General features: G+C 72.0%; 16 protein-coding genes. 12 read left to right on the top strand and 4 right to left on the bottom strand.

What is annotated here, in order from left to right; translation table 11 throughout:
• Positions 1-34: 34 nt before the first annotated feature.
• From C6361_RS04435 to C6361_RS04415, 5 genes are all read left to right on the top strand, one after another.
• Complete coding sequence (locus C6361_RS04435) at positions 35-625, top strand: molybdopterin-dependent oxidoreductase (protein WP_199853240.1); 591 nt, start codon at positions 35-37, stop codon at positions 623-625.
• Positions 625-1,356, top strand: coding sequence for a ferredoxin reductase (locus C6361_RS04430; protein WP_199853239.1), 732 nt, complete (start codon positions 625-627; stop codon positions 1,354-1,356). Before C6361_RS04435 ends, C6361_RS04430 begins: the two co-directional genes overlap by 1 nt.
• A 22-nt stretch (positions 1,357-1,378) precedes the next feature.
• The gene (locus C6361_RS04425; protein ID WP_369931281.1) at positions 1,379-1,705 is read left to right on the top strand and encodes a DUF6510 family protein; all 327 of its coding nucleotides are present in this window, start codon (positions 1,379-1,381) and stop codon (positions 1,703-1,705) included.
• A gap of 218 nt (positions 1,706-1,923) precedes the next feature.
• Positions 1,924-2,649, top strand: coding sequence for a cyclopropane-fatty-acyl-phospholipid synthase family protein (locus C6361_RS04420; RefSeq protein ID WP_234359317.1), 726 nt, complete (start codon positions 1,924-1,926; stop codon positions 2,647-2,649).
• A gap of 171 nt (positions 2,650-2,820) precedes the next feature.
• Positions 2,821-3,339, top strand: coding sequence for a TrmH family RNA methyltransferase (locus C6361_RS04415; RefSeq protein ID WP_107266844.1), 519 nt, complete (start codon positions 2,821-2,823; stop codon positions 3,337-3,339).
• A gap of 121 nt (positions 3,340-3,460) precedes the next feature.
• On the opposite strand, the gene C6361_RS04410 is transcribed toward C6361_RS04415, so the two are convergent.
• The gene (locus C6361_RS04410; protein ID WP_107266843.1) at positions 3,461-4,168 is read right to left on the bottom strand and encodes a TetR/AcrR family transcriptional regulator; all 708 of its coding nucleotides are present in this window, start codon (positions 4,166-4,168) and stop codon (positions 3,461-3,463) included.
• A gap of 68 nt (positions 4,169-4,236) precedes the next feature.
• Here C6361_RS04410 and C6361_RS04405 point away from each other — a divergent pair, with 68 nt between their 5' ends.
• From C6361_RS04405 to C6361_RS04390, 3 genes are all read left to right on the top strand, one after another.
• Positions 4,237-5,028: an SDR family oxidoreductase gene (locus tag C6361_RS04405; RefSeq protein WP_107270727.1), complete on the top strand. Its 792-nt coding sequence runs from the start codon at positions 4,237-4,239 to the stop codon at positions 5,026-5,028.
• Positions 5,029-5,237: 209 nt separating this feature from the next.
• On the top strand, positions 5,238-7,682 hold the full coding sequence (locus C6361_RS04400) for a DUF4132 domain-containing protein (RefSeq protein WP_159079171.1): 2,445 nt from the start codon (positions 5,238-5,240) through the stop codon (positions 7,680-7,682).
• Between the two features lie 626 nt (positions 7,683-8,308).
• Positions 8,309-9,013 carry a VOC family protein gene (locus tag C6361_RS04390; RefSeq protein ID WP_107270726.1) on the top strand — a complete coding sequence of 235 codons (705 nt, stop codon included), beginning with the start codon at positions 8,309-8,311 and terminating at the stop codon, positions 9,011-9,013.
• 77 nt (positions 9,014-9,090) lie between these two features.
• Here the strand turns inward: C6361_RS04390 and C6361_RS04385 are convergent, their stop codons facing one another.
• Together C6361_RS04385 and C6361_RS04380 are read right to left on the bottom strand one after the other, a co-directional pair.
• A complete protein-coding gene (locus C6361_RS04385) occupies positions 9,091-9,525 on the bottom strand; it encodes a VOC family protein (RefSeq protein WP_107255909.1) in 435 nt (144 codons plus the stop codon).
• Between the two features lie 70 nt (positions 9,526-9,595).
• Positions 9,596-10,321 carry a TetR/AcrR family transcriptional regulator gene (locus tag C6361_RS04380; protein WP_234359316.1) on the bottom strand — a complete coding sequence of 242 codons (726 nt, stop codon included), beginning with the start codon at positions 10,319-10,321 and terminating at the stop codon, positions 9,596-9,598.
• 30 nt (positions 10,322-10,351) lie between these two features.
• Between C6361_RS04380 and C6361_RS04375 the strand changes: the two genes are divergently transcribed.
• The 3 genes from C6361_RS04375 (at position 10,352) to C6361_RS04365 (ending at position 13,877) form a co-directional block, all read left to right on the top strand.
• Complete coding sequence (locus C6361_RS04375) at positions 10,352-11,479, top strand: NAD(P)/FAD-dependent oxidoreductase (RefSeq protein ID WP_107266840.1); 1,128 nt, start codon at positions 10,352-10,354, stop codon at positions 11,477-11,479.
• Positions 11,480-11,587: 108 nt separating this feature from the next.
• Positions 11,588-12,454 (top strand): NAD(P)-dependent oxidoreductase, encoded by an 867-nt coding sequence (locus tag C6361_RS04370; protein WP_107266839.1) that lies wholly within the window; start codon positions 11,588-11,590, stop codon positions 12,452-12,454.
• Between the two features lie 133 nt (positions 12,455-12,587).
• On the top strand, positions 12,588-13,877 hold the full coding sequence (locus C6361_RS04365; protein ID WP_234359315.1) for an MFS transporter: 1,290 nt from the start codon (positions 12,588-12,590) through the stop codon (positions 13,875-13,877).
• 164 nt (positions 13,878-14,041) lie between these two features.
• On the opposite strand, the gene C6361_RS04360 is transcribed toward C6361_RS04365, so the two are convergent.
• Positions 14,042-15,067: a serine/threonine protein phosphatase gene (locus C6361_RS04360; RefSeq protein WP_107270723.1), complete on the bottom strand. Its 1,026-nt coding sequence runs from the start codon at positions 15,065-15,067 to the stop codon at positions 14,042-14,044.
• A 197-nt stretch (positions 15,068-15,264) separates the two neighbouring features.
• On the opposite strand from C6361_RS04360, the gene C6361_RS04355 reads away from it, so the two are divergent.
• A complete protein-coding gene (locus C6361_RS04355) occupies positions 15,265-16,467 on the top strand; it encodes an MFS transporter (RefSeq protein WP_107266838.1) in 1,203 nt (400 codons plus the stop codon).
• The last annotated feature ends 188 nt before the right edge of the window (positions 16,468-16,655 follow it).

Below are 16,655 nucleotides of genomic sequence, written 5' to 3'. Positions count from 1 at the left end.
CACCGGGAGGTGGTAGGACTAGCGGGTGGGCATCGTGTCACCAGGCTTCCAGGGCCGGCGTCGGCAGTCCGGGCCGAACCTGCCGCCGGGGCAGTACCTGACCGACGATTTTCCCGTGCTCTCCGCCGGTCCCACCCCCCGGGTGCCGACGACGGACTGGGAATTCGTCATCACCACCGAGACCGGCGCCGAGTTCCGGTGGAGTTGGGACGAGATGTGGGCGTTGCCCAACGAGACGCCGACGGTGGACATCCACTGCGTGACACACTGGTCGAAGCTCGGCACCAACTGGCAGGGCGTCTCCCTGGACACGCTGCTCGACGGTGTCGACACCGCGGCGGACTACGCGCTGGTGCACTCGTACGGCGGCTACACCACCAACCTGCCGCTGGACGACCTGCGCGACGGCCAGGCCTGGGTGGTGCACCAGTACGACGGTGCCGACCTGCCCGCCGAGCACGGTGGCCCGGCCCGGCTGCTGGTGCCGCACCTGTATTTCTGGAAGTCCGCGAAGTGGGTGCGCGGCATCCGCCTCGGCCTGACCGACGAGCCCGGTTTCTGGGAGACCGCCGGCTATCACGATTACGGTGACCCATGGCGCGAACAGCGGTACCAGGGAGACTGATGAAGCGGACCGGCTGGTGGGTCGCCCGGGTGGTCGACCGCCGGACCGAGACCGCCACCGCCGGCACGCTGGTGCTGGAGGTGCCGGACTGGCCGGGGCACCTGCCCGGCCAGCACGTCGACCTGCGGCTGACCGCCGAGGACGGCTACCAGGCGGCGCGCAGCTACTCGATCTCCGCGCCCGCCGACGGCGACCGGATCGAGGTCACCGTCCAGCGGGTACCGGAGGGCGAGGTCTCGCCGTACCTCCTCGACGGCCTCTCGGTCGGCGACCAGATCGAGGTTCGCGGCCCGGTCGGCGGCTACTTCGTCTGGCGGATGACCGACCCCTCGCCGGTGCTGCTGGTCGGCGGTGGCTCGGGCATCGCGCCGCTGATGGCGATGATCCGGGCGCGCCGCGGCGCCGACAGCCGGGTACCGTTCCGGTTGATCTATTCGGTCCGCTCCGAGCAGGACGTCTACTTCGCCGACGAGCTGCGGCGGCGTGTCCGGGACGACCGGGGACTCGACGTCGCCTACGTCTACACCCGCGAGGTGCCGGAAGGACTCTCCGCCGAGGCGCACCGGATCGCCGTCGCGGACGTCAACACCCACGGCTGGCCGGCACAGCTCGAACCGGTCAACTTCGTCTGCGGTCCGACCGGCTTCGTCGAGGCGGTCTCCGACATCCTGGTCGCGCTCGGGCACGAACCCCGGCGGATCAAGACGGAACGGTTCGGGCCGACCGGCTGACTCCGAGGACCCTGGAGGCGAGATGACCGAGCAGCTCCGACCAGACCCGGGGCGGATGGACTACCTGGACGGCAACATGCTGGCCGGGCCGATGCGGGACGTCTTCGCGGTGGACGTGACCACGGCGACCGGCCGGTGCGCCTCCTGCGGCCGGACCGGCCCGATGGCCGCACTGCGGGTCTACACCAACGCGCCCGGGGTGGTCGCCCGCTGCCCGGCCTGCGAGGAGGTCATGCTCCGGCTGGTGCGTACCCCGAGCAGCGCCTGGCTGGACCTGCGTGGCACCACCTTCCTGCAGATTCCGATGCCGGCCGAACCGGCCAGGATGCCCGGCCCGACCGCGACGTAGCCGACGTCCGCCCGGCCGAGCACGATGTCGCCGGTCTCCGGGCATCCGGGCGCGGCGCGGCCGGACCGCAGCGACGATCCGGGCGCGGGGCGGTGGAACCGGCAGCGGCGATCCGGGCACGGGGCGGTCGGACCGGCAGCGGCGATCCGGGTGCGGATCGGCCGGACCGCAGCGGCAATCCGGGTGCGGTGACGATCATCCGCTGGCACACTCGGCGGGTGCCTCCCGCCGATGATCCCGCCAGCGTCCGCTACGCCCGGATGCGCTGGAACACGCCGCTGTCGGAGGAGCACGCCGAGTTGTTACTGAGCCGGCTCGACGTCCCGGCCGGCGGGTCCGTGCTCGACCTCGGCTGCGGCTGGGGCGAACTGCTGCTGCGGGCCGTGGCCGGCGGCGAGGCGGCGCTCGGCACCGGCGTGGACACCGACGCAGCCGCCCTGGAGCGGGGCCGCCGGGCGGCGCGGGAGCGGGGGCTTGCGCAGGTAGACTTCGTAGCTCAGCCGGCCGCCACCTGGCGCCGACCGGCCGACCGGGTGCTCTGCCTCGGCTCGGCACACGCCTTCGGCGGGACGGCCGCCGCGCTGGCCGCCCTCGCCGACCTGGTCCGACCCGGTGGCCGGCTGCTCTTCGGCGACGGCTTCTGGGAACGGGCGCCCTCGCCGGAAGCGGTCGAGATCTTCGGCGCCGACGTGCTCAGCCTGCCCGACCTGGTGGAGCTGATCCGGGGTGCCGGTTGGCGGGTACTGCACCTCTCCACCACGGACCAGCGGGAGTGGGACGACTTCGAGAGCACCTGGCGGGCCGGCCGCGAGGAGTGGCTGCGGGCGTACCCGGACGATCCCCGGGCCGCTGGCGTACGCGACGAGCTCGACGCCCGGCTGCGGGAGTACGTCGGTGTCTATCGTGGACTGTTGGGACTCGGGTACTTCGTGCTCGGCCGGTGACCGTCGGAAGGTCCGACCGCTACACTGGGGCGAACGGTTTCCCGTCGATGGCCCGTGTGCGCCGAGAAGCACACCTCGAATGATCGACATCTTGTGCGGCACCGATATCTTCTGCGAGTCCGACATTTTCTGCGGCCTCGATATCCTCTGCGGCGGAGCCGCCGTCCGCCGATGAGCCCGGCGATCCGGGTCCGTCCCCGCCGTGAACTGGCCGCCGCCCGCCGTCGCCGGGCACACCGCTGCTGGGGGCACCTCGTCGCGGCACCCCTGTGGCCGATGCACCACGCCAACCTCGGCACGCTGCTGCGTACCTGCGACGCGGTCGGCGCATGTCTGGCCGTACCGCCGTGGCGGTGGGTCGACGAGGCGCTGGCGCGCGGGAACACGCTGCGCCGGCCGAGTTGCGTACACCGGGTCGGCGATCCGGTGCGCTGGCTGGCGGCGGAGCGCGCGGCGGGTTCCCGGGTGCTCGGCGTCGAGTTGACCGACGAGGCGGTCCGGCTCGCCGACCTGCCGGTTGCCCGGCGCCGTACCGTCGTGGTGCTCGGGCACGAGTCGACCGGTATCCCGCCGGAGGCGCTGGACAGCCTCGACGCGGCGGTCGAGATCCCGATGGTCGGCACCGGGCTGAGCCTGAACGTCGCGGTGGCCGGCTCGCTGGTCCTCTACAAGCTCGCCGGCCTGGTCTGACCGTCGGCCGGCGGCCCGGCCGGACGCGATCTCCGCCGGGCCGCTGCCACCGGCCACCAGCGGCGTCCACTCTTTGGGCGTCCGCTCGTCCGGGCGTCCGCTCTCCGGGTTTCCCGCTTTCTCAGGTTTCCCGCTCTCTCGGGCGTCCGTTATCGCCGGCCTCCGGACCGGGGTCGACGACGTCGTCACCGAAGGCGGCGGCGAGCGCCTTGGCGATCAGGTCGGGTAGCTGGCTCCGGCCGTCGTCCTCCGCCCAGCGCACCAGCGCGGTGTGCATGGCGGCGAGACAGGCGCTGGCCGCCGCCTGGGTGTGGAACGCCGTCTCCGGGTCGGCGGCGGGGTCCGTGAGCGCGTCGACGATGGCCTGCTGGAGGGCGTACTGGTTGTCCAGGTGCCTGGCCCGCAAGGCCGGCGTCGAGGTCATCAGCTGGAGGCGGGCGAGCAGGAACTGCTCGTTCCCGCTCAGGTCGTCTCCGTGGCGGCCGGCCGTCAACGACGTCGCCGCGTCGATCAGCGCGCTGCCGATGCGGCGAGCCAGCGGCTGCGCGGCGGGAGACGCCACGATCCGCTCGGCGATGAGCCGGCCGTACTGGTCGACCAGGACCAGGTCCTCCTTGGTGGGGAAGTGCCGGTACACGGTCATCGCGGAGACGCCGGCGGCTTCGGCGACGTCGGTGACGGTGGTGGCGTCGTACCCGCGCTCGGTGAACAGCCGTACCGCGTGCGCCTGGATGGTCCGCTGCGTCTCCGCTCGCCGCTGCGCTCGCAGCCTTGAGGAGTGCGCTCGCGGCGAGGAGTGCGCTCGCGGCGTTGAGGACTGGTCGGGCATGTGGTAGACACTACCGCACTGGTAGTCACTAACAGTTCGGTAGTAACTAACATTGAAAGGTGCTCGCCATGAACGACCTGACCGGTAGGACCGCCCTGGTGACCGGGGCGTCGCGCGGCATCGGACGAGCCATCGCCCTCCGGCTGGCGGCGAGGGGTGCCATGGTCGTCGTGCACTTCGGCACGGACCGGGAGGGCGCGGCGGCGACCGTCGACGAGATCGGACGTACCGGTGGAACCGCCCTCGCCGTCCGCGCGGAGCTGGGCGTGGACGAGGACGTCGAGACGCTCTTCGCGGGGCTCGAGGCCGGCCTGGCCGGCCGGCCGCTCGACATCCTGGTCAACAACGCGGCGGCCGCGCCCGCCGGTCCGCTCGGGGTCACGACGCGGACCGGGTTCGACCACCTCTTCGCGGTGAACGTGCGGGCGCCGTACTTCATCGTCCAGCGCGCACTGCCGCTGCTGCCCGACGGTGGCCGCATCATCACGATCTCGTCCGTGGCGACCCGGATGGCCAACCCCACCCAGACCTCCTTCGCCATGACGAAGGGCGCGGTCGAGACGATGAGCATGACCCTGGCCAACCAGCTCGGGACCCGAGGGATCACGGTCAACGCAGTCGCCCCGGGCGCCACCCGGACGGCGACCAACGGGTCGGCCTTCGAGGCGCCGGGCCTGACCGAACTCGTCGCCGGGATGACGGCGCTCGACCGGCTGGGCGGGGCCGACGACGTCGCCGAGGTGGTCGCGTTCCTCGCCTCCGACGCCGCGCGCTGGATCACCGGCCAGGTCGTCGACGCCAGTGGCGGCCTGTTCCTCGGGCCGCGCGCCCTGAGCGCGGCCGCCGGCGGGAACTCATAGCCCGGCAGAACCGGCGGGAACTCATAGCCCGGCAGAACCCGTAGCGGGGCAGAACCCGTAGCTCGGCAGAACCCGTAGCGGAGCGGAACTCGTAGCGTGGAGGGCAGGTAGCGGGGAGGGCCGGTAGCGGCGCGGACCCATAACGGTCGGAGGTCCGCCCTAGACTGCGGCGCCATGATGCTGCGAGTCGTGTCGCGGGCCGGTGCCTGATGTCCACTGTGAAGCACGAGACGGTGATGTCGGTGCCGCTGTCGCCGCACGCGGCCGGGTTGCTGCGCCGGATGACCGACCCCGACCGGGAGGCGGGGCAGGCCGCCCGGCAGCAGCCGGCGGAGCTGGCCCGGGTCGGCGACCGGGAGTTCGGGGTACTGGTGGTGGCCGCCCGCAACCTGCCGGGCCCGGTGAACGGGGTCCAGCATCCCGGCTGGGCGGTGCGCTGGGCGGTGGAGGAGGCGCTTCGGAAGCGGCAGCCGACGTTCACTCCGGAGTCGTGCGCGGCACTGCTGGCGACACTCGGGGAACGGGCCGCAGCCGAGCCGTACGCCGCCGATCCGAGGCTCGCCACCGCTGCCCTGCTTCGCTGCGACGGCCCGTGGCCGGAGTCCGCGAAGCGCTCCGCCGGTGCCATCGCCCGGGGCGTGCTCGGGTACGGTCGGGTCGCCGAGCCGTACGCGGTCGCCGCGCTCGCCGGGCTGGCCGGTGGGCTCACCCGGCCGGTGCTCTCCACACTCTTCGCCTGGTCGCGCCACTCGTTCGCCCGGGACGAGTTCGAGCTGCTGGCGAAACTCGGGACGACCGCCCAACTCCTGGTCGCCGAGGTCGGGCCGAACCAGTCCTACCTCTGCCCGCCGCAGCTTCCCGACGCGTGGCAGCGACTCGCCGCCATCGACGAGTACGCCGCCTTCGCCCGGCGGGCGCTCGGCGCCGCGTACGCCCGGGTGGCGGCGATCCAGGCCGGCGAGCTGCCGTACGCGGCCGATCGGGCGTTCGGCAAGGACGAGGTCGAGACGCTCGGCCGGGCCGTCCGGATCGCGCTGCTCCGCGACGAGCCGTGGCTGCCGGAACTGCTCCGCCCGTTGCTGCTCGGCGTCGCGGTCGCCCCGACCAGCGCCAACACCCTGCCGTCGCAGGCGCTGCTCTACGAGGTGGCCCGGGCCGCCGGCGACTTCCCCACCCCGGAGGCGCTGGCGGCGCTGATCGCCGCCCGCGGAGTGGTCCGGCACCGGGGCGTGCCGAAGCAGCTCGACCGGATGCTCAAGCGGGTCGAGCGCGGGCTCGCGGAGCGATCCGATGCCGTGCTGCGCCTGCCCGACCTCGGCTTCGATGCCGACGGCGGATGTGTCGTCCCGGTCGGTGACCACCAGGCCGTGCTGACCGCGTCGGAGGAGGTGCTGCTGCGCTGGCGTCGCGCCGACGGCACGCTCTCGGCGACCGTGCCGGCGTCGGTCCGACGTGACCATCCGGAGCGGCTCAAGGAGCTGCGTGCCCGGGTCAAGCAGGCCAGGGAGCAGCTCACGGCGTTGGCCCGGATCCTGGAGGCGGGGCTGCCGGCGGCCTCGGCGCAGCCGTACCGGCAGTGGCGGGAGGGGTTGGCGGGCAACGGGCTCGGCTGGTCGGTGGCCAAGCGGCTGATCTGGGAGTTCCCGGACGCGTCCGGGCGGTGGCGGGCCGGGCTGCCGGACGACGACTGGCGGGCGGGGGATCCGGACGGGTCCGGCGAGCTGTTCCGGGACGTCGCGGGCGCGCCGCTGCCTCCGCCCGACCCGGACGCGCCGATCCGGTTGTGGCATCCGGTCCGGGCCGGGGTCGAGGAGGTCCGGGCCTGGCGGGAGCTGATGACCGCGCGACGGTTGCGGCAGCCGCTGCGGCAGGCGTTCCGCGAGGTGTACCTGCTGACTCCGGCCGAGGAGGAGACCGCTGACCACTCGCTGCGTTTCGCGGCGCACATCGTGCACTACCGGCAGCTCTACGCGCTGCTGAAGGGGCGGGGCTGGACGACCGGGATGCTCGGACCGTGGGACGGCGGGGACAGCGCGCAGGCGTACCGGGTGCTGGCCGGCGGGACGTGGCGGGTCGGGCTGCACACCGACTACCTCGGCGAGGAGGGGGTGGAGTGTGCCGGTACCGGCCGGGTGTGGTTCGAGCGGACGAGCGCGGGTGCCTGGCGGTCGAGCCCGCTGACCGAGGTGCCGGCGGAGCTGTTCAGCGAGGCGATGCGCGACGTGGACCTCTTCGTCGCGGTCGCCTCGATCGCCGCCGACCCGTACTGGACGGACGGGCACACGCGGTACCTCGACTACTGGCGGGACGAGAGCAGGCGGGAACTGGGCAGCAGCGCCCGGATCCGCCGCGAGGCGCTGGCCGGGATCCTGCCCCGGACGCGGATCGCCGACCGGTGCACACTCACCGACCGCTATCTCGTGGTCCGGGGCGAACTGCGGACGTACAAGATCCACCTGGGCAGCGCGAACATCCTGATGGAGCCGGACGACTCCTACCTCTGCATCGTTCCGGAGCGCAGGAGGACGTCCGGTGACCTCTTCCTGCCCTTCGAGGAGGACCGCCTCGGGCTGATCCTCAGCAAGGCGTTCCTGCTCGCCGACGACGCCCGGATCACCGACCCGTCGATCCTGGCGCAGCTGCGCCCACGGTGATCCGGGCGTCACCGGACGGGCGCTACTCGCGGGAGGTGAAGGTGCCGAGGAAGTCGTGCGGTGCCGGGCTGCCGGTGTTGTCGAAGCAGAGCGTGTCGACCTCGGCGGCCGGGCGGCGGAGAGCTTCCAGGGTTGGGTCAGGTGGCAGTAGTCGGCACCGGAGCCGTAACCGGTCACCTGGGCGTGCGTCTCCTTCTCGGTCAGGAACGGATAGGTCACCAGGTAACGGCCGGCCGGGGCGAGCGGGGCGGACGAGTTGAACCCGAACCCGCCGGCCGGGTGGTTCCAGTTGGTTTGGCCCGCACCGGCCGAGAAGAAGTAGCCGGTGTACTTCGGCGGTCCGAACGAGCCGTAGACGGCCCGCTCACGGTGGTACGACAGGGTGAACTCGCTGTTCACCGGCGCGCCGGTCTGGTCGAAGCAGCTGACGTACCCGATGATGTCGAGGCCGCTGGCGCCCCAGCGCGCGACCTTGCAGCGGCGCGGCCCCGCGTTCGGTTGCACCGCCGTGACCTGGAGGTTGCCGGCGAGCGTGCCCGCCACCCCCGCTCCGCCCAGCCGGACCTGGTAGATACGCCTCCGCAAATCCGCTTGTCGTCGTGCTGGCCCGTGTCTACCGTGCGGTGATGCTTCCCGGACTGCTGACGATCACGTTCGATGCGCACGACCCGGCTCGGCTGGCGCAGTTCTGGGCCGACATGCTCGGCCGCGAGGTCGTGAAGGACGCCGACGGCGTGGGGCTACCCGGCCCGGACGGGCAGCTCGGTCTCCGGTTCGTCCCGAGCCGGGCGGAGAAGGTGGGGCTGAACCTTGTGCACCTCCACCTGACCAGCGTCAGCCAGGACGATCAGCAGCACACGGTGGCGAGGGCGTTGCAGCTCGGTGCCGGCCACCTCGACGTCGGGCAGCGACCCGAGGAGGGGCACATAGTCCTCGCCGACCCCGAAGGCAACGAGTTCTGCGTGATCGAACCGGACAACGCGTTCCTCGCCGGGTGCGGCTTTCTCGGTGAGCTGGCCTGTGACGGGACCCGCGAGGTCGGCCTCTTCTGGAGCGAGGCGCTGGGCTGGCCGCTGGTCTGGGACCAGGACCAGGAGACCGCGATCCAGTCCCCGCACGGCGGCACCAAGGTCGCGTGGGGAGGGCCGCCCGTGGCCCCGAGAAAGGGGCGGAATCGGCAGCGCTTCGTCCTTACCCCGGCCGACGGCGACCAGCAGTCGGAGGTCGATCGATTGGTCTCTCTCGGGGCCACTCGGTTGGAGAGCGGCGCGGACGGCGCCGTCGTGCTGGCCGACCCGGACGGCAACGAGTTCTGCGTGACGGCCGCCTGACCACGGAGCCGTCCGTTCGCCGAGAAGATGATTACCGTCCGCTGCCGAGCATCCTCATGCGCGGCCCACTCGCCCACTCAGTCGAGACAGAACTCGTTGCCCTCGACGTCCTGCATCACGAGGCACGATTCGTTGTCGTCATCGGCGGGCAGTAGTCGCACACGTACCGCGCCGAGCGCGACCAGCCGCGCGCATTCGGCCTCAAGGACGGCCAGCCGCTCCGCGCCGACGAGTCCGGTACCGACCCGCACGTCGAGATGCACCCGATTCTTGACGATCTTGCCTTCCGGGACGCGCTGGAAGTACAGGCGCGGGCCCACGCCCGACGGGTCGACGCAGGCGAAGGCCGAACCCTGACGCTCGGGCGGCAGCGACCGGTTGAAGTCATCCCAGGTAGCGAACCCCTCCGGGGGCGGCGGTACGACGTACCCCAACACCTCGCACCAGAACCGGGCGACACGCTCGGGTTCTGCGCAGTCGAAGGTGACCTGGACCTGCTTGACCGACGCCATCGGGCCAGCATAGAGGCGGGGTCTTCGGTCGTCCCCAGAGACCCTGTGGGGGCCAGCGGGGGAGCGGAGGTCACGGGTGGGGATGGTTGGTGATGCCGTCCAGGACGGTGACCAGGTTGTGGTGGAAGGTTTCCTCGGCGTCGAGGTGGGTGCCGTCGACGACGAGCCGCTCGACGGTGGGGTAGCGGCCCGTTCCGAGCATGCGTGTCAGGTAGGGCCCGAGTGCGGCCTGCCAGGCGGTCACGTCGGTGCCGGTGGAGCGGGCGGTGCGTCGCTCGGTGACCTCTCTGCGGAGCGCCCCGACGATGAAGGCGTTGAGCGCGCCCAGGGCCCGTTGGAGGTCGTCGATGTCGCGTACGCCGGGGGCCTGGCTGAGTGCCGCCGCGGTCGATTCGCCTACCGCGAGCGCGTACGGTCCCAGGTGTGGCCGTCCGCCGAGCAGGTCGGCGAACCACTCATGATCGAGGGCGGCTTCGCGGGTCCGGTGAGCGATGGCGAGTAGCGTTGCGCGCCACTCGGAGTGCTGGCCGGCCTCGGCGATCTGGGCATAGACGGCGTCGACCATCAGGTCGAGCAGCTCGGATCTGTTGGTCACGTAGTCGTAGAGCCGCATCGGGCCGACGCCGAGTTCTTTGGCGATCTTGCGTACCGACAAGCCGTCGAGGCCGTGTGCGTCGGCGAGCCGGATCGCGGTGGCGGCGATCTTCGCCCGGCTCAGCGGTACGGGCGCCGCCCTCGGTTGGGGCTCGGGCCGTTCCCAGACGGGCAGCGGTAGGTTACCGTACGGCGTATCCATGAGGTACAGCGTACGGTAAGGGAGATGACGATGCGAATCGCGATCGCCGGTGGTGGCCTCGGCGGCCTGACGCTGGCCCGAATCCTGCACCGGCACGGCATCGACGCGGTGGTGTACGAACGCGAGGCAGGCCGATCCGCGCGATCCCAGGGCGGAATGCTCGACCTGCACCCGGAGTCCGGGCAACAGGCCCTGACCGAGGCGGGTCTCACCGGTCGGTTCCGCTCCGAGGCGCGGCCGGAGGGCGAGGAGCATCGCATCCTCGACCCGGCCGGACGCACCCTCGTGCACCACAAGCCACAACCCGGTTCGTTCTCCGGACGTCCTGAGATCGATCGGCGAAGACTGCGTGATCTTCTGCTCGACTCGCTCCCGGGCGACGCGGTTGCCTGGCAGCACCGGCTCGTCGCGGCGACGCGACGGCCCGACGGGGGCTTCGGGTTGACCTTCGACGGCGGCCAGAGAGCCGACTGCGACATCCTCGTCGGCGCGGACGGCGCACGCTCGGTCGTCCGGTCGCTGCTGACCGACGCGGGACTGTCCTACGTGGCCACCCTGGTGGAGCTGAGCATCGGCGACGCCGACCGGCGTCACCCGGAGCTCGCCGAGCTGGTCGGCCCCGGAAACCTGTGGTGCGTCGGCGTGAATCAGATCCTCGCCGCGCAACGCCTCGGCGATGGCACCATCCGAGTCGGGGTCTCCCTGCGCGCGAAAGAGGTCGACCTGGACACATATCGCAGCAAGCGGGCCCTGCTGGACCTCTTCGCAGGCTGGGACCCGAGCCTCACCGCACTCATCGAAGCCGGCGACGGCGCGCCGACACCTCGCCGGATCGAAGCCATGCCGATCGGTACCCGATGGGCCAACCAGCCGGGAATCACCCTCATCGGTGACGCCGCGCACCTCATGCCGCCGGTCGGCGAGGGGGCCAATCAGGCGATGCTCGACGCCGCCGAACTCGCTGCGGAACTCGCCGACAACCCCGCCGACCCGGACTCGGCGATCCGGACCTACGAAGCGGCGATGTTCCGCAGGATTCACCCGATCGCGGAGATGTCCGCACGGGTCCAGGCGATGATGCTGTCGCCAACCGCTGCCGACGAGATCGTCCGGTTCTTCGCGCCACAATCCGCAGAGCCGGCACCCGCGGATCGATGACCAGGGACCGCCGTGCGGCATGCCCGATCGACGGCACGACGGCACGACGGTGCGTTGCGGTGCCGCGCCCATTGACATCAAGTGAGGTTGAGGTTCGACGATCGTGTGATGGCGGGATTCGACAGGCCGACATCCGGAGTCGCGATCGTCGGCACGGGGGCCATCGGTCGTGCGGTGGCGCATCGACTACTGGCAGGCGGGCGCGACGTCACGGTCTGGAACCGGACCGAAAGTCGCGCCAGGGAACTGGCGGACGCGGGGGCACTGCCAGCGCGGTCCGTCCGGGAGGCGGTGTCGTCGAGCACCCTGGTCCTGCTGACCGTCAAGGACCACGCAGCGGCGGAGCAGTGCCTTGCCCAGCTCGACCCGGACCTGCCGGGGCGGACGATCGTCGGGATGTACACGGGGACCGCGAGCGAAGCCCGGCTGGCCGCCCGGCGGGTCGCCAGCCTCGGCGCGCAGTACCTCGACGCGGGGATCCAAGCCTCGCCAGAGATGATCGGCACCGATGCCGCGACCATCCTCTACAGCGGAGCGCCGCAGGCATTCGAGCAGCACCGGACGACTCTCGAACTGCTGAGCCAGCCACGGTTCGTCGGTGCGGCGCCGGAGGCGGCAGCGGTCTGGGACCTCGCCCTCTTCGGAGTGTGGTACGACGCCCAGCTCGGGCTGCTGCGGGCACTCGAAACGGCCCGCGCGGCAGGTGTCGACCTGGTGGAATTCTCCCGTACGGCGAGTACCCAGCTCGGCCACGTGGTCGCGGCGGTTTCCGCCACCGTCTCGGAGATGCAGCAGCGCAGCTACCCTGCCGGCCCGGCAGACCTCACCGAACATCTGACGGTCCTCCGGCACCTCATCGAGCTGCGGGCCGGTCGACGTCTCGGCGACGGCGGGCTGCCGGAGGTGGTGGCGAGGATCGAAGCGCTCATCGCGGCCGGTCGCGGTGGCGAGGGTCTGACCGCGACCGTCGAGTAGCGTACGGTCGGTCCACACCCGCTCCGGCGATTCCCGCCCGCAAGGGCTAACTTTGCCCACCGGTCAGTCTGCCATCGGTAAGGCTGTCGTGCCGCCGGGTCGACGCGTTGATCCCGCGCCCTAGCGTGGCAGGGTGGCAGCACCCCGGGCGGTACCGCCGGCGGCGATGAGTCGCCGGCTGTCGTTCCTGCTCGCGGTCGCGGCGGGAGCAGCCATCGCCAACCTCTACTGGACGCAGCCGCTGCTCGACTTCATCGCGGGCGATCTCGGTGCCACCACCACGAGCGCCGGCTGGCTCGTCACCGCCACCCAGATCGGGTACGCCGTCGGCGTGCTGCTGCTGGTGCCGCTCGGTGACGTCGTCGACCGCCGGCGGTTCGTCCCGATGATGCTGCTGATGTCGGCCGCCGCGCTGCTGCTGTGCGCGCTGGCACCGTCGATCGGGCTGCTCCTCCTCGCACTCGGCGTGCTCGGCATGACGACGATCTCCGGGCAGGTCCTCACACCGCTCGCCGGGGACCTTGCCGGCGACGCCGAGCGCGGCCGAGTCGTCGGTGCCGTCGGGTCCGGAACCCTCACCGGCATCCTGGCCTCCCGCACCATCAGCGGGCTCGTCGCCGGCACCGCCGGATGGCGTACGATTTTCGCCCTCGCCGCGGTCGCCGCCGTCCTGCTCGCGGTCCTGCTGTACCGGGCGATCCCACCACTGGCACCCCGGACGCGCATGTCGTACCCGGCGCTGATCGCCTCGGTCGGCGCGGTGGTCATGCGCGAGCGGGCGGCCCGATGGACGCTGGTCCTCGCGGCCACCGGGTTCGCCGTCTTCTCGCTGTTCTGGACGGGGCTGACGTTCCTGCTCAGCGGTCCGCCGTTCCGATACCCGGTGCAGGTGATCGGGTTGTTCGGGCTGGCCGGCCTCGCCGGTGTCCTGGTCGTCCAGCATGCCGGTCGGCTGCACGACCGTGGTTGGTCGCTTCCGGCCACCGGCGCGGCATGGGTACTCGCCCTCGGCGCCTTCGTCTGCGCGGCGTTCGCCGGCCGATCCGTCGTACTCGTCGTCATCGTGATCATCGTGATCGATATCGCCCTCCAGGGGCAGGCCCTCCTCAACCGGGCGCGGCTGTTCGCCCTCTCCCACGAGGCCCGCAGCCGGCTCAACACGGCGCTGGGCGCCGGCAACTTCGTCGGCGGCGCGATCGGCTCCGCCACCGCGGCAGCGCTCTGGTCCGTGGGCGGCTGGAGAGCGGTCACGATCGCGGGGGCGGCGCTCTGTTGCTGCGCGCTTACGGTGTGGGCGCTCGGACGTCGCGGTCCGCTTGTGATCCGGGCCGCCGTTCTCCCGAACAGCCCTCCGGAAACCTCCGGCAACCGCGCGACATCCGGGCATGGTGCCCGATCCGCTCCGGATCCGGACCCGCGATGACCGCTCGTACGCGGTCCGCGCGTCCGCTTTCCAGCCCTGCGCGTCCACCCGGCGGTGGTCGACCGAGCGCGGCGACAACCGTGGCGCAGCGCGCGGAGCGACAGGGACCACCGTGCGCCCGGGTGCCGGCGGAGGCGGAGTTGCCGCGAGGCGGCACTACCGCGCTACCGCGCTGCCGACCCGGCCTCTGGACCGGGATATTCGGCGTGTACGTCGCCGCCGAACAACTGCCAGTAGAAGTCGTTCATGCGTGCCGCTGCCGGAGTGTGTCGGGCGAGGATCCCGGCCACGGTCCCGGGCACGTCCGGCGGGATGTCACCGTCGGCGCATCGGCGTACGTACTCGTTGCGGGCGACGGGGCCGCCGCTGGCCGGCGTCGGCACCCCGCAGACCCTGGTGACGAGCCAGTTCGCCAGCGTCATCGCCGCATACCCGGCGTCGTGGTCGGCGTGCCGGGCGACGAAGTCGCGTTCGGCGTCGGAGAGGTCGAATCTGGGCGAGATCGCCAGCCCGAAGTCGACGAGGTAGATCCGCTCGCCGTCGGAACGCAGGTTGCCGAAGTGACCGTCCATGTGCAACAGCTCGCGGTCACGCAGGAACGCGGTGACCTCGGCGAGCTGCCGCTCGGTCGTCCCGGCTCTGCCGACCGGGTCGTCGTTGAGCCAGCCGGGCAGCGGGTGCGGGATGTGTTCGAGGAACAGTACGAGGCTGGAGGTCGCGCCGGCCAACTCCCCGAGCCGAGTACGCACGGCCGCGGCACCGCCGACGCGGCCGAGTACCGCGTCGACGTCGAGGTGCTCGGCGGCGGTCGGCGGGCGGCCGGGGAGCACCCGCCAGTGGTACAGCAGCGGAAACGATTCGACCTCGCCGGCCAGGACCGCCTCGGTGACGACCAGGTTGGCGGCCAACTCGCGCCAGACGTTGGGGCTGGGCCCGCCGATGCCGTACTGGCAGTAGGTCGGCAGGTCGAAGAGGTTCGCCGTACTGTGCGGATGGGCCAGCTCCCGGTCGGTGATCGGGATCCGCTTGACGAAGACCGGCACGCCGTCGACGTCGAGGATGGCGGCGCCGCCGCCCACGCCCACGGCGACGAGGGGCGCGGTGTCGAGCAGCGCCGCGAGTTCCGCGTCGGGACGGGCGGCGAGCGCGACCGAGACGCGATCGTGGTGGAAACCCCGGACGGCCAGCATCGCACCCATCATGCCAGCGGGCGGTGGCCGCGCATTGCGCAGTTCGACCGCGCGGTCGGCGGCGGACTCCGATACCGGCTGGCGTCCGGGGCGCAAGGGAAATAACGACTTGACAGTACAGATAGTCTGATCCTCCGTACTTTCGGCGGACCGCGAGTCGCGAGGGGGCCCTGCCCGCTCAAGACTCAGGAGCCGTAATGCGCCGGGCGCCCGCCCTCTCCTTCCTGCTCGTCACCGTCCTCCTCGACATGCTCGGGCTCGGCCTGATCGTGCCGATCCTGCCGGCCCTGATGGCGGACGTGACCGAGGACGCCGCCTCGGCCGTCCTCTGGTCCGGCCTGCTCGGCTCGATCTACGGCCTGTTGCAGTTCGCCGTCTCGCCGCTGCTCGGGCGGCTCTCCGACCGGTACGGCCGACGGCCCGTCCTGCTCGCGTCGCTGGGCTGCCTCGGCGTCGACTGGCTGGCCCACGCGACCTCGTCCACCCCCTGGACGCTCCTGGTGTTCCACGCCCTCGCGGCCGCCTGCGCCGGAACGAAGACGGTGGTCAACGCGTACATCGCGGACGTCACGGAACCCGAGTCGCGGGCCCGCGCCTACGGCTTGGTCGGCGCCGCGTTCGGGCTCGGTTTCGTCGCCGGACCGAGCATCGGGGGCCTGCTCGGTGCCGTCGACGTACGCCTGCCGTTCTTCGTCGCCGCCGCGCTCTCCTTCGGCAACGTCGCCTACGGCTGGTTCGTCCTGCCGGAGTCGCGGCCCGGCGACCGGAGCACCCCACTGAGCCTGCGGATGGCGAACCCGGTGGACGCCATCGCCGTCGTCCTGCGCCGGCCGGTACTCGGGCGGCTCGGGTACGCCCGCTTCTGCGCCGATGTCGCCCGGATGACCCACCAGTCGATCTGGACGTTCTTCCTGACGTACCAGTTCGCCTGGAGCACCGCGCACGTCGGCGTGGTGATGGCGGCGGGTGCGCTCGTCGGCGCGGTCTTCCAGGCGCGCGCCGTCGGCCCGGTGGTCCGCCGGCTCGGTGACAAGCGCGCGGCGGTGGCCGGCAGCCTGCTCGGCGTCGCGGCGCTGCTGGGTACGGCGTTCGTCTCCGTCCCCTGGATGCTCTATCTCCTCCAGGCGGTCGGGGTGCTCGGCTCGGTCGGCGGCGCGGCCGCACAATCGTGGATCTCCCGTAACGTCCGGGCCGACGAGCAGGGGGTCGTGCAGGGCGCGCTGACCGGGATCGGCGCCGTCGCGGAGACCGTGGTGCCGATCGTGGCCGGCCTGGCGTTCGGGTGGGCGCTGACCCACGGGTCACCGGGCCTGGTCTTCCTCGGTGCCGCCGCCTTCGCGGCCGTGTCGGCGTTGCTGCTGGCCAGCACCCCCGAGGTCCGGAGGGCGCCGATCGGCTAGCTGGACCGTCGGCCCGGAGGTGTCCGGTGGTGTCGTTCGGGATGGGCGCTGGGGCATCCCTTCTGCTCGTCTGCGCTCCGAGTCCCGGTCCCGGGGCCTGACGACGGCCTGATCCCCGCTGCCGGCTCTGCCGGCGCAGGCATAACGCCAGGGGGTACGGGTAGGCAGTCGGCGGCGCCGGGGAGTCG

The sequence above is a fragment of the Plantactinospora sp. BC1 genome, from assembly GCF_003030345.1.
Classification (GTDB): Bacteria; Actinomycetota; Actinomycetes; order Mycobacteriales; family Micromonosporaceae; genus Plantactinospora.
Note: the sequence above shows the minus strand (reverse complement) of the source record. Positions and strands in the feature narration are given on the sequence as shown.

Excerpts from the sequence above, each read along its gene's own strand:
- C6361_RS04410 (WP_107266843.1), bottom strand. The coding sequence starts at position 4,168 with ATGCCCGACCAGTCCTCAACGCCGCGAGCGCACTCCTCGCCGCGAGCG.
- C6361_RS04380 (WP_234359316.1), bottom strand. The coding sequence starts at position 10,321 with ATGGATACGCCGTACGGTAACCTACCGCTGCCCGTCTGGGAACGGCCC.
- C6361_RS04370 (WP_107266839.1), top strand. The coding sequence starts at position 11,588 with ATGGCGGGATTCGACAGGCCGACATCCGGAGTCGCGATCGTCGGCACG.
- C6361_RS04375 (WP_107266840.1), top strand. The coding sequence starts at position 10,352 with ATGCGAATCGCGATCGCCGGTGGTGGCCTCGGCGGCCTGACGCTGGCC.
- C6361_RS04430 (WP_199853239.1), top strand. The coding sequence starts at position 625 with ATGAAGCGGACCGGCTGGTGGGTCGCCCGGGTGGTCGACCGCCGGACC.
- C6361_RS04385 (WP_107255909.1), bottom strand. The coding sequence starts at position 9,525 with ATGGCGTCGGTCAAGCAGGTCCAGGTCACCTTCGACTGCGCAGAACCC.
- C6361_RS04400 (WP_159079171.1), top strand. The coding sequence starts at position 5,238 with ATGTCCACTGTGAAGCACGAGACGGTGATGTCGGTGCCGCTGTCGCCG.
- C6361_RS04425 (WP_369931281.1), top strand. The coding sequence starts at position 1,379 with ATGACCGAGCAGCTCCGACCAGACCCGGGGCGGATGGACTACCTGGAC.
- C6361_RS04415 (WP_107266844.1), top strand. The coding sequence starts at position 2,821 with ATGAGCCCGGCGATCCGGGTCCGTCCCCGCCGTGAACTGGCCGCCGCC.
- C6361_RS04355 (WP_107266838.1), top strand. The coding sequence starts at position 15,265 with ATGCGCCGGGCGCCCGCCCTCTCCTTCCTGCTCGTCACCGTCCTCCTC.
- C6361_RS04360 (WP_107270723.1), bottom strand. The coding sequence starts at position 15,067 with ATGCTGGCCGTCCGGGGTTTCCACCACGATCGCGTCTCGGTCGCGCTC.
- C6361_RS04390 (WP_107270726.1), top strand. The coding sequence starts at position 8,309 with ATGCTTCCCGGACTGCTGACGATCACGTTCGATGCGCACGACCCGGCT.
- C6361_RS04405 (WP_107270727.1), top strand. The coding sequence starts at position 4,237 with ATGAACGACCTGACCGGTAGGACCGCCCTGGTGACCGGGGCGTCGCGC.